The sequence below is a fragment of the Sphingobacterium sp. 1.A.4 genome, from assembly GCF_002734245.1.
Lineage (GTDB): Bacteria > Bacteroidota > Bacteroidia > Sphingobacteriales > Sphingobacteriaceae > Sphingobacterium > Sphingobacterium tenebrionis.
Map to the genome: position 1 here is coordinate 1 of NZ_PEAZ01000118.1, position 12,427 is coordinate 12,427.

Below are 12,427 nucleotides of genomic sequence, written 5' to 3' on the forward strand. Positions count from 1 at the left end.
TGTAAGGGGAAAGGGACATATCTGCAAGATGGGGATGGGCCAGGTCAGAAAGGTGCTGTACATGGCGGCAATATCCGCCATCAGGAGCAACACCGCCTGCAGCGGGCTTTATGGGAGGTTGATGGAAAAGGGAAAACCCTACAAGGTCGCAATCATAGCAGTGGTGAACAAACTGATCAAACAGGCATTCGCCATCGCAAAATCTGGAAAGGGCTACATCGCAAAAGCGGCCTAATCAGAATATTATTTGGAGAAAATTTAATTTATTATTTGGATATATACACAGTTCATTGCGAGGATAAGCGTCATTGCGAGGAACGAAGCAATCTTTGAACGTCATAGTGAGGGTAAGCGTCATTGCGAGGAACGAAGCAATCTTTGAACGTCATAGTGAGGGTAAGCGTCATTGCGAGGAACGAAGCAATCTTTAGCCTTTGTCATCCTGAGCGCAGTCGAAGGATCTGTACGGTTACATACGAACAGATGCTTCGACGATGCTCAGCATGACATGCGGGAAGATTGCTTCCTCGTACCTCCTCGCAATGACGGGTAAAGTTCCTCGCAATGACGAAAACCTCCTACCTAAACAATATCCTGTTTAGCCATCAAATATCTTTCCGCTTCCAGCGCAGACATACAACCTGTTCCAGCTGCAGTAATCGCCTGACGGAAAACATGATCCTGCACATCTCCACAAGCAAAAACTCCCGGAATATTCGTCGCTGTACTATCTGCTTTGGTAATCAAATAACCAGTCTCATCCATATCCAAAACACCTTGGAACAATTCCGTATTCGGTTTATGCCCAATCGCCACAAAAAATCCAGTAATATCAATATGACTTACCGCCTCTGTCTGGTTATTCTTCACGCGAAGTCCAGTTACAACCTGACCATCTCCTAAAATCTCCTCAGTCTCGGTATTATACAATACCTCAATATTTTCGGTGTTCATCACGCGGTGAACCATGGCCTTAGAAGCCCTGAATTCATCACGACGAACCAACATATATACTTTTCTAGCCAATTTTGCCAAGTAAGTTGCCTCTTCCGCTGCTGTATCTCCAGCGCCTACGATCGCTACATCCTGACCTTTAAAGAAAAATCCATCACAAACCGCACAGGCAGATACTCCAAAACCATTGTACTTTTGCTCCGAATCCAATCCTAACCATTTAGCCGTTGCACCAGTAGCGATAATAACAGTCTCAGCCTCAATATGCTTAACCCCATCAATCTCTACTTTATGTATACCACCATCTCTTGAAAAATCAACCTTTGTCGCATAGCCGAAACGAACGGAAGTTCCAAAACGTTCCGCTTGCGCACGAAGATCTTCCATCATAACCGGACCAGTAATCCCTTGCGGATATCCCGGAAAATTATCTACTTCTGTAGTCTGGGTCAATTGACCACCTGGTACCATACCTGTATACACAACAGGTTTTAAATCGGCTCTAGCTGCATAAATAGCTGCAGTGTAACCCGCAGGTCCAGACCCGATAATCAAACAACTTACTCTTTCTATTTCTTCCTCAGTTTTCATCATAATATTATATTGGTTCTATTTCTTAAACTTATCTTGTAAACCTTTCAACATATCATCCGTGATCGGTTTTGCCGGTTCTTGTTTTTTATATGCCGGTTTTACCACATTAGACGGTCTTACAGGCTCACTTGTCCCTTGCTTATTTTCTTTTCTTTTGTTCTTGTAATCGTTCCATATATTCTCCAACACCTTTTTGGTGTACAAAGGGAAATCGCCATTCTGCATCCATGCATAATAACTTGGCTCCACCTCGAAAATATCCACCACCTTTCTGCCCTTATGTTTACCAAAGTTGATCGTTGGATCACCATCTTCATCAAATACCAAACGGCCAGCAAAATCCACTGGCTTGCTCAAGTTGGTAAAACTATGCAAAGCTTCCACATCATTCACCACCGGTTTACTTACCTGACCGTGCTTGTCTTCATAATCTACCCCATCGTATTTACTTAACTGGGCTTTTAACACTTCATAGGTAGCTCGCACATCCGCCTCTGCCGTATGGGCATTCGTCAGGTCTTGATCACAGTAAAATTTATACGCCGCCTTCAATGTCCGCTGTTCCATTTGATGGAAAATATTCTGTACATCCACAAATGCACGGCCATCCAACGAAAAGTTCACGCCAGCACGAAGGAATTCCTCCATCAGCATAGGCACATCAAATTTATTGGAATTATAACCAGCTAAATCAGCGTCGCCAATAAATTCTGCAATTTCTTTTGCACGAGCCTTGAAAGGAGGCAAATCTTTTACATCTTCGTCATAGATACCATGAAACATGGATGACTCTGCTGGAATAGGCCTTTCAGGATTTACCTTAAGCGTCAATGTTTCTTCTTTTCCTCCAGGAGAAACCTTTAATATCGACACTTCAACAATTCTATCGGTAGCAACATTCACACCGGTAGTCTCCAAATCGAAGAATGCTAAAGGTCGCTTTAAATTCAATTCCATGCTGTTTTTTTAATTACGGTTTTTCAAAGTTCCCAAAAATACAAAAACTATCCATCAGAACAGCCTAGTAGCACGACTAAAAAATTAATTCATTGTAAAATTTTTGATTTCCCAATTCATGATTTACCTTTGTCGCATCAATGAAGAAATGGTTAATATATCTGCTTATTCCTGTTATGTTGCTGCAGAGCAACAGTACTTTGTTGATTTGTACCTCTTTTTATTACAACCAAAATTATATTGAGAAGTACCTCTGTATTCAGCGGAATATGGAAAACAACAATTGTCATGGCCAATGTTACCTGGCTAAAAAACTAAAAGCCCAACAGGAACATGAACAGGAAAACTTCAAAGTAAACCTACAAGAGAGCATTTCTATGCTTGAATTGGTGTTTTCTTTACAACGCCCGATTTCCGCGGAGATCGCTGAACAACCCTACAACCTCTTCGCTTCCAACCTGCATCCAAAACTATTGGTTGGAGGTCTTTTCCGTCCCCCTCTCATTTAATATTCTTTTTCAACCAAATTCCTATTACTATATCCATGATGTGGTCAGGAATCCTATTGAATATTTTATTTAAACGAAAAAACCATGAATATCAGATTATTCCTATGTTGCCTATTAATAGGTAGCACCTTATTCTCTTGTCAAAAAAATGACATCACTTACGATCAGAACAAAAAAGGATCCGTTAAGCTAAAGTTTGACCATATTGTTTCCGGAAAAACACTGCAATTGAAAACTGGCGAATACAGCAACAGTTTTAATGAACGTTACAAGATCGACATCCTTAAATATTATATCAGCGACATTAAACTGATCAATGATCAGGGCAAGGTGTTCATACTACCAAAAAAGGAATCCTTTTTTCTGATCGACGCGGAAAAACCGTCCTCCCTATTCCCCATGTTTGAGGTACCGGAAGGAAATTACACCCATTTGCAGTTTATACTAGGCATCGATGAAGAAACCAGTAAATCTCCAGCCGAAAATAGAACAGGCGTTTTAGACATTGCGACTTCAGGCATGTACTGGGGTTGGAATTCAGGTTATATCTTTTTCAAAATGGAGGGCATTTCTGACGCTGTTCCAAATGATAGGAAGCGGTTTGCCTATCACATCGGTTTATTCGGTGGCTATGATAAACCCACTAAGAACAACATCAAAACCATCGACCTGGATCTAGGCAAAGCTGGTTCCGCACAGGTTAAGGCAGGTTACAGTTCGGATATACATCTTTTGGTCGATATTGGTAAAGCTTTGGATGGCACAAATAAAATGAGCATCGCAAAAAATCCAATGGTCATGGTGAGTGGTCCTAATGATCTTATCGCCGATAATTATAAGGATATGTTCACGCACGACCATACTCACAACCAACAAAAACTCCCAAATGAATAGGCAGATCTTTTGGGTAATGGTGACGATTTTAAGTTTGGTATTTGCCTGCCAGAAATCAGAGGAAATCATTGAAAACAAGTTCAGGGGCTTTAAAAAGCCTCTGAATTTCCCTGAACCCACCTATAATTTCGCTGGTAATCCTATTTCGGAGAAAGGCTTTGCATTGGGAAAAAAATTGTTCTACGACCCAATCCTTTCAAGAGACAATAGCATTTCCTGCGGAAGTTGCCATATTGCGCAACATGCCTTTACACACCATGGTCATGATGTAAGTCATGGAATTGAGGACAGGCAGGGAACACGCAACAGCATGCCACTCTTCAACCTGGCTTGGAACAGATCTTTTTTTTGGGATGGCGGGGTATTCCACCTCGATCTATTCCCCATTGCCCCAATCGAGAACCCCTTGGAAATGGATGAAAAACTTAGCAACGTATTACAAAAACTCCAACAGTCGAATACATATCCAAGGCTATTCAAGGAAGTTTTTGGAACCTCTGAGATCAATAGCATCAACATGTTCAAAGCCATGTCGCAATTTATGGTCATGCTGGTTTCCGATCAGTCGAAATACGATAGAGTAATGCGAATGGAAGCAACCTTTTCGGCAGAGGAAAATGCTGGCTATGTAATTTTTCAAGCCAATTGCAATGCCTGCCATCAGGAACCTTTGTTTACAGACCAACAATACCGGGATAATGGTATTGGCGAAAACAGCATCAAGGATCAGGGTAGATTCGAAATCTCCCAATTAGAGGAAGACCGTTTGAAATTTAAGGTGCCGAGCCTACGAAATCTGCGATACACTGCTCCTTACATGCATGACGGGCAATTCAAAACGTTAGAAGCAGTCATCAATCATTACCGCAGGGAAATAAAGGCGACCAAAAATCTGGATCCCTTTTTAAAAGAAAAAATTAAAATCGAGTTATCAGATCTGGAAGTCCAACAATTAATGGCCTTTCTCAACACATTGAACGATGACAATTTTGTTAACAACAGCTTATATCACGAATTCTAATGAAAAAAATAATCTTATCCGTTTTTTTATTTCTCCATTTTGTACCCACCTTTGCTTGCGACATCTGTGGATGTGGCGTTGGAGGTAACTATATCGGACTTTTGCCCGATTTCAACAAGCGCTTTGTCGGATTACGCTATCAATTCAACAAATTGACGACACAGTTGGACGTACAGGGCAATCGATCAGTATTAACTACTGATGAAAAATATCAATCCATGGAATTATGGGGCGCATGGAACATCAAGGAGAAATGGCGAGTCCTCAGCATCATCCCCTATAACTTCAATGAAAAATTTACTGAAGGTAATAATTCGTTAAGGAGAAAAAATGGTCTAAGCGACCTGGTCATCCATGGTTATTACCAAGTGTTTGGTCGATCTAGTAGTTCTAAGCAGAATAAACTTATCGTACAAGGCCTTTGGTTAGGTATGGGCTTGAAGCTACCTTCGGGTAAATACGATGTTCAGGAACAAAAAAACGCACAATCCGTAAATCCCAATATTTTTCAATTAGGAACAGGATCTTTAGACTTCATCCCAAGTTTGATGTATGATATCCGGATTCAAGATTTTGGAATCAACAGTAACGTCAGCTATAAGATCAATACCGAGAACAAAGATCACTATCGTTACGGCAATAAAATAGCAGCCAATGCCTCAGCCTATTATAAGATCGCTTTGGGAAAGGACAAACGAATAGCTCCAAATCTAGGATTAGCCTATGAAAACCAATGGAAAGATCGGAATAATGATTTTTTGGTCCATGAAACCGGAGGAGATTTGCTGAATGGAAGTATTGGAGTGGAAAGCAACTGGAACAGGCTCTCCCTAGGGATTAATTTCCAAAAACCGATACATCAGGACCTTGGAAACCATAGGATACATGCTGGGAACAGGATCTTAACCCATATCTCCTATTCCTTTTAAATAATAAGCTAAAAAATTGGAGAAATTTTAATGTCGAATAAAAAAAGCAGCTTTTAAAAGCTGCTTTTTCTATATTTTATAAAGCTTATCTATAAGCTACAAGATTATTAACCTAAAACTTCCTTAAGTCGTGTAACTTGGTGATCCACCAATTTCTGAAGTGGGCCGGAAGCCATCATCTTCATCATCATATTCAGTTCAGCTTCAATAACAAACGTAGCTTTTGTAGTTGTTTCTGTTTCTGGTTCCACTTTCCAACGCAAGGTAATTGCAAATGGTGCTTCTTCCGATGGTACACTAACTAATTCTTTGTTCTCTATACGTTCGCTGATTCTCAACGCTAGTTTTGCCATGTTTTTGATGGTGAACTTCGCTTCATCAGCAGTTGAGGTCCAGTTATAGATATTATCTGGCATCAATTGCTCATGGTTGTTCAAATCTGCTAGAAATTGATAAACCTCTTCTAAAGGTTTATGGATAATGGTAGAATTTTGAATGATAGTCATAGCGAATAATTCAATTATTATAATTCAGGGTTCCAAGAAGCTGGATCTTGTCTCCATTTTTCCAACAGTTCAATATCCGATTCTTTGATATAACTGTTTGAGGCAGCTACCCGAATCAAGGCCTCATAATTACATAAACTGTGGAAAGTACATTTCGCATCTTCAAAGTTTTTGCGGGCTTCATCCAAACCGTAAGTAAAGATTGAAACCAACCCCACCACATTGCATCCTGCTTCGCGTAAGGCTTTAACAGCGACTAAGCTGCTTTTTCCTGTAGAAACCAAATCTTCCACCACAACTACACGTTGACCAGAAATCACCTCTCCTTCAATAAGATTCTGACGACCATGATCTTTCGCACTGCTGCGTACATAGGAAAAAGGTAAACCTAGATCCTGTGCTACAAGTACACCTTGAGGGATACCTGCCGTTGCCACACCCGAGATCATATCCACCGATCCAAATTCCTCTTGGATCAATTGGGAAAGCTTCTGACGGATGTATGTACGGATAGCGGGATGAGATAAAGTTACTCGATTATCACAGTAGATTGGTGACTTCCAACCCGAGGCCCATGTAAAAGGACTTTTAGGTTGTAATTTTATTGCTTTAATTTGCAATAAGGATTCAGCAACTTTTTGTTCAACCTCATTTAAATAATTCATGGCACAAATTTATAAAATTTATATGAACCAATCTCTGTTAATTTTGGCAGATTTCACCCCTCATATAAAAGAAAATGTTCAAACGATTGGTTTACAAGACATTGATTTGGAAAAACTTTTTATAGAGTCTTCAAAACTTCAAGAAAAAACAATCTACTTATACATACACGAAAATTTCCAAAAAGTTTTCAAGAATATCATCAGTACCACCAGGATTATTAAAGCTGCTGGAGGCTTAGTAAAAAACGGAAATGGCGAATATTTATTTATTCACCGATTGGGAAAATGGGATCTTCCAAAAGGTAAAGTGGAGGATGGTGAAAAGATGAAAGAAGCCGCCAAAAGAGAGGTGGAAGAGGAATGTGGCGTGAAGATCAACTACCTAGGAAAAAAAGTGGCCACTTCATACCATACTTATTACATGCGAGGAAAGTTTGTGCTTAAGCAAACAAAATGGTACGATATGGGTGTGAATAAAATCCCTAAACTTACTCCCCAATTAGAAGAAGATATTGATGCCGCGGAATGGCTTAAAGTCTCCGAACTGAAAAAAGTAAAGGATAATACCTATCCTTTGATCTATGATATCGTAAAAAGAATAAAAACCGAAGCCGCTATATTGTAGCCGTAGTAAAAGCAAGGTAAAAGCATCATGTAAGTATGGTGTAAGTGCCTTTTGGCACTTACACCTCACTTACATGTCACTTACACATCACTTGCAGTAAGAACCAAGTATGGTCTTGTCATAGTTTATTTCTACCCTCTGAAAACCGAAATTTATTCACCTTTTCGAGTTTAGAATCAAGAGATATACCATATATGCCCAATGATTTTTTAAGTTCCATCAGATCACTGGCTTTTAAGACTAGATCATATTTTGAATCATTTAGGATTCCTTTCCATCGAAAATAATTTCCGAAATTATCTTGTAAAACATCGGCAAGCTCTCGGAGTGGCACATTGTCAACTGCAATAATTTGATGTCCATCGGATGAACTAGTCCGACTGAAACCATTTTTATTTTTATTTAAGGACGTTTGAATTAAATTATTATCAAAAATTCCAAGTTCAAACACTTCAACTGTATGCAAATTGGAATCCATTTGGATGTTCAGTTTATTCAATAATGCATCCACTCGCCAAGCACTATCCAAATAACGATTACCTCCTTTATAACAATAATCTACTTTAAGGTTTTCCAAAGAATCTGATAGTTCAATTGAGGAGGTACTGATACCCATAAGTTCAGCGGCAAAGACACGGAATGGAACTGCTAATTTATAGGTAAATCTTGAATCTTGATGCTTGTATGAAAATGATTTTGAGAAATTATTAGAAGTACTCCTTTCCAAAAATAAATATTCTATAATTGAGGGATTATTGTAGATGGCCATAAATTCCGCTGCCATTTCCTTTGCCTTCTCCACTTGGCCACCTAGATTCGTATTTCTTACACTTGCTATGGCAGGAGGTTCGGAGTTAATGGATTGAATCTTGGTAGATTCTACCGTAATATCTTGATTGTTTATAAGCGCCTCAAGCATTTCCGAAGTGATGTCTTTAGGGTTACCTTTCCATTTCACCGTTCCTTTTCGATCTAATAAAATAGCTGTTGGAAGGGTTTTTATATCAAAGATTTTATGCAGATTTCCAGTACTGTCAGAAACGGCATGGGTTTCAAAAGAAAATCGTTCTACGATTTGTTTTGCTTTACCGACATGCTCATCAGTAATAGATAAGAAATATAAATCTTTAACCTGGCTAAATTTTTTCTGTAAACTATTGATATGTGGCATACCTTCTAAACATGGCGCACACCAAGTGGCCCAAAAATCAAGCAGAATATACTTATTCTTGAGATTATCTGGTTTTAGATCGGTATTTATACCTGCTGTAAAATGTAGGTCTTTACCAGGGGTTAAGGATTGTGCATGACCATCGATTGACGTGGAAGCTAGAAGTAGGGTATAAATGATTAAATTTCTGAATGCTTTCATAATAATTAGATTTTCAATAAAAATATATACTTTTAATAAAAATACGATTTTTTCGTAGATATTTGAAAAACGTTCATATAGGCTTCGCATTCAGGTTTTAACCGGTTTGAGGGTTTGCCTGACGTTTCTTGAAGATAATAACCAAAAAGGTTACTATACCCATTAAAAATGGATAGTATAAATATTGCATGACATCAACTGGAGACATCAGCGGTAGATTTTTTTCGGATAAAAGCACATTGGCTGCTGCCATAGCGGCCAATATTTGTGCTCCGTAGGGCACTATGCCCTGGATAAAACAGGAAACCGTATCCAAAATACTCGCCACCCGGCTGCCCTCCAATTGGTTCTTATCGGAAATTTCCTTGGCAATAGGCCCCACGATAACGATGGTAATGGTATTGTTGGCAATGGCTAAATTGACCAAGGATACCAGAAAGGCAATACCTAGCTCAGCAGCCCTTTTAGAATTGATTCTTTTGGTGACCATGTTCAATAAAAATTCAATACCACCGTTCATCCGGATAATACCCACTACCCCACCGATGATCAAGCATAATATACTCAGTTCGAACATCCCTGCAAAACCATCGTTAATAGATTTTAAAAATCCTAAGAAATCAATGGATTGGGTAAAGAAACCAATCAAGCCGGCGGACACAATGCCAATGCCTAGGGTCCAGATCACATTGACCCCTAGTAATGCCAATACAAAAACCAATACATACGGTACTATTTTGACGAGTTCAAATGAACCGACTTTGATATCTTCAGCATCTGCCAACATTTGCCAACCCATCACACTGTAAATAATAAAAACAAGGATAGCCACAGGTAATACCATTCGGAAATTTACCTTAAATTTCTCCTTCATGCCTATTCCTTGGGTCCGGGTTGCGGCAATGGTCGTATCAGAAATAAAGGAAAGGTTATCCCCAAACATGGCCCCTCCAATAACTGCGGCCAAGGCGATAGCCATAATCCCTTGGATGTTGTTTTCCAATCCTACGGCAATGGGTGCCAAAGCCACGATGGTTCCAACAGAAGTTCCTAAAGAAGTGGAAATAAAACAGGAAACCAGAAACAAACCGGCAATCACAAATTGCGGCGGAACGTAAGTAAGCGCAAAATTGATGGTAGATGATATGGCACCGATATTCTTGGAGACTTCACCAAAAGCGCCTGCCAATAAGAAAATCAAGATCATGATCAGGATGTTCTCATTTCCTGCTCCCTGGGCAAAACCCTTCAATTTTTCTTGGAATGTGATCTTAGGGAATTGGAAAAATGCTACAAATAATGCCAATACAAAAACGACCAAAACGGGTAATGCATAAAAATCACCCAATATATAAGAGCCTGCAAAATAGATTACTACAAAAAACAATAAAGGTAGTAAGGCCCAAAATCTGCCTTCTTTCATAAGCCTAGATTAATATTTACGTGGTTCAAAAGTAGCACATTATCATCAGAATCTATAAATCCATATTTAATTTTAATTAATTATTATTTCATTGGTAAAAAAATATATGTAACTTTAAGAACATCACCATTTTAAACTTAATGATAAACTAACATGAAAAGGACACCCTTGACCACTTTAGTACTCTTACTAGTTGTGGCTTTCGTTCTCGTATTTGCAACAACTTGCTTTGGTATACGTTAAGTCATTTTAAAACAGTAAAGGGGCTATTTCCATTGAAATAGCCCCTTTATTTATATCCTAAATTCAGATAGCTGATTGAACTAATAAGTGTCTTTTATTTTTTTTCATTGTTTTCTTCCCAGAAGTCAGCATTCTTGAGTCCAATAGCTTTTGGATCAAAAGTTGGATCTTCGATCCCGCGCTTGCGCTGTTCTTTATAGTCCTTCCATACCTTCATGGCAATTTTACTCATTAATAAAATAGCGATTATATTGACCCAAGCCATCAATCCCACACCCACATCACCTATCGCCCAAGCCGTATCAGCTTTACGGATAGTACCAAAATAAACCGTAGAAAGAAATACAACCTTGAAAAGTAATCCAACAATCTTTTTGGCTCTTTCATTTTTGATCAAGTAGGCAATATTGGTATCTGCATAATAGAAATACGCCATAATGGTGGTAAAAGCAAAGAAAAATAAAGCGATAGCTACAAATTCATTTCCAAAACCAGGAAAATGGTGGGAAATAGCGGCCTGCGTAAATCCATTATAATCTACTCCTGGAAGATTTTCAGTAATAAATGTAGTTGCTTTACCTGCCGCATCAACTTCTGTTACATTATACATCCCAGTGAACAGGATCATCAAAGCGGTAGCTGTACAAACAAATAACGTATCTACATAAACAGAAAATGCTTGGACAAGTCCTTGTTGTGCAGGATGGTTAACCTCTGCTGCTGCAGCAGCATGAGGAGCAGTACCCTGACCTGCTTCGTTTGAATATATCCCCCTTTTTACCCCCCAAGCAATCGCCATTCCTATAATTCCACCAAAAGTAGCATCCACACTAAATGCCGATCGGAAGATCAAGGAAAACACCTCTGGGATCTGTTGGTAATTCATTCCGATGATGATCAAGGTCATTAGGATATACCCTCCTGCCATAAATGGGACCACATATTCAGCTACAGTCCCCAATCGCTTAACACCTCCAAAAATGATGAGTACCAAAAGTATCACAATGCCAATACCGGTGTAATTGGTCGGAATTTCAAAGGCATTAAATGCGGATGATGCAATGGCATTACTTTGAACACCAGGCAATAATAACCCAGCACTGATTACGGTCAACACCGCAAATAGAATAGCATACCATTTAACACCTAATCCTTTTTCAATATAATAAGCCGGACCACCACGGAATTCGTTCCCTTCCTTCCGTTTATATAACTGCCCAAGCATTGCTTCCACAAAAGCAGAAGCAGATCCTAAAAAGGCAATAATCCACATCCAAAAAATCGCGCCCGGTCCTCCATAAAAGATCGCTGTTGCTACCCCGATAATATTTCCGGTACCCACACGACCGGATATGGCCAATGCAAACGCCTGAAACGAGGAAATCCCTTCATCAGATTTCTTTTTGGCAAATAAAAGCCGAAGCATATCCTTGAGGTAGGTTACTTGAAGAAAGCCGGTTCGGATTGAAAAATAAAGCCCTGTAATTAAACAAAGACCTATAAAGACTTCACTCCAGACTAGTCCGGAGAAGGTTGAAATAAAATTATCCATTAATTTGGTTTATTGAGTTATTTATCATAAAACATTGTAAAGAAACTAATTTTTTGAGAAATCATCGGCAAAAATCATTTTTTTTAATTTTATCATACTTTTATTCCATATTTGAGTGCGGAATCTATTCAAGTTAATTACACTAACACGAACCCGATTGATTATGCCTACACTAACTTTGCA

Annotated in this window: 12 protein-coding genes and 1 pseudogene; 6 read left to right on the forward strand and 7 right to left on the reverse strand. The window is 39.1% G+C overall.

The features are described 5' to 3' along the window. A pseudogene (locus CRJ00_RS17350) lies at window positions 1-235 on the forward strand (IS110 family transposase); the annotation flags it as partial. Between the two features lie 347 nt (window positions 236-582). Here CRJ00_RS17350 and trxB read toward each other — a convergent pair. Together trxB and CRJ00_RS17360 are read right to left on the reverse strand one after the other, a co-directional pair. After that, the gene (gene trxB, locus CRJ00_RS17355; RefSeq protein WP_099368121.1) at window positions 583-1,545 is read right to left on the reverse strand and encodes a thioredoxin-disulfide reductase; all 963 of its coding nucleotides are present in this window, start codon (window positions 1,543-1,545) and stop codon (window positions 583-585) included. 18 nt (window positions 1,546-1,563) lie between these two features. Next, entirely contained in the window at window positions 1,564-2,505 is a 942-nt protein-coding gene (locus CRJ00_RS17360; protein ID WP_099367990.1) for a 3'-5' exonuclease, read from the reverse strand. A gap of 140 nt (window positions 2,506-2,645) precedes the next feature. Here CRJ00_RS17360 and CRJ00_RS17365 point away from each other — a divergent pair, with 140 nt between their 5' ends. The 4 genes from CRJ00_RS17365 to CRJ00_RS17380 all read left to right on the forward strand — a co-directional run bounded on the left by CRJ00_RS17365 (window position 2,646) and on the right by CRJ00_RS17380 (window position 5,858). Beyond that, window positions 2,646-3,014 carry a hypothetical protein gene (locus tag CRJ00_RS17365; protein WP_099367991.1) on the forward strand — a complete coding sequence of 123 codons (369 nt, stop codon included), beginning with the start codon at window positions 2,646-2,648 and terminating at the stop codon, window positions 3,012-3,014. Window positions 3,015-3,098: 84 nt separating this feature from the next. After that, window positions 3,099-3,908 (forward strand): MbnP family protein, encoded by an 810-nt coding sequence (locus tag CRJ00_RS17370; RefSeq protein WP_099367992.1) that lies wholly within the window; start codon window positions 3,099-3,101, stop codon window positions 3,906-3,908. Further along, entirely contained in the window at window positions 3,901-4,929 is a 1,029-nt protein-coding gene (locus CRJ00_RS17375; RefSeq protein WP_099367993.1) for a cytochrome-c peroxidase, read from the forward strand. Before CRJ00_RS17370 ends, CRJ00_RS17375 begins: the two co-directional genes overlap by 8 nt. Next, entirely contained in the window at window positions 4,929-5,858 is a 930-nt protein-coding gene (locus CRJ00_RS17380; protein WP_099367994.1) for a hypothetical protein, read from the forward strand. Before CRJ00_RS17375 ends, CRJ00_RS17380 begins: the two co-directional genes overlap by 1 nt. Window positions 5,859-5,965: 107 nt before the next feature. Here the strand turns inward: CRJ00_RS17380 and CRJ00_RS17385 are convergent, their stop codons facing one another. Beyond that, window positions 5,966-6,364 (reverse strand): SRPBCC family protein, encoded by a 399-nt coding sequence (locus CRJ00_RS17385; RefSeq protein ID WP_099367995.1) that lies wholly within the window; start codon window positions 6,362-6,364, stop codon window positions 5,966-5,968. A gap of 17 nt (window positions 6,365-6,381) precedes the next feature. After that, complete coding sequence (pyrE, locus tag CRJ00_RS17390) at window positions 6,382-7,029, reverse strand: orotate phosphoribosyltransferase (protein ID WP_099367996.1); 648 nt, start codon at window positions 7,027-7,029, stop codon at window positions 6,382-6,384. Between the two features lie 22 nt (window positions 7,030-7,051). Here pyrE and CRJ00_RS17395 point away from each other — a divergent pair, with 22 nt between their 5' ends. Continuing rightward, window positions 7,052-7,654, forward strand: a complete 603-nt coding sequence (locus CRJ00_RS17395; RefSeq protein WP_245153219.1) for an NUDIX hydrolase — start codon at window positions 7,052-7,054, stop codon at window positions 7,652-7,654. Window positions 7,655-7,772: 118 nt separating this feature from the next. On the opposite strand, the gene CRJ00_RS17400 is transcribed toward CRJ00_RS17395, so the two are convergent. The 3 genes from CRJ00_RS17400 to CRJ00_RS17410 form a co-directional block, all read right to left on the reverse strand. Next, window positions 7,773-9,026, reverse strand: coding sequence for a TlpA family protein disulfide reductase (locus CRJ00_RS17400; protein WP_180268525.1), 1,254 nt, complete (start codon window positions 9,024-9,026; stop codon window positions 7,773-7,775). Window positions 9,027-9,123: 97 nt separating this feature from the next. Next, entirely contained in the window at window positions 9,124-10,449 is a 1,326-nt protein-coding gene (locus CRJ00_RS17405; protein ID WP_099367999.1) for a Na+/H+ antiporter NhaC family protein, read from the reverse strand. Between the two features lie 337 nt (window positions 10,450-10,786). Continuing rightward, complete coding sequence (locus CRJ00_RS17410) at window positions 10,787-12,244, reverse strand: alanine/glycine:cation symporter family protein (RefSeq protein ID WP_099368000.1); 1,458 nt, start codon at window positions 12,242-12,244, stop codon at window positions 10,787-10,789. Between the last annotated feature and the right edge of the window lie 183 nt (window positions 12,245-12,427).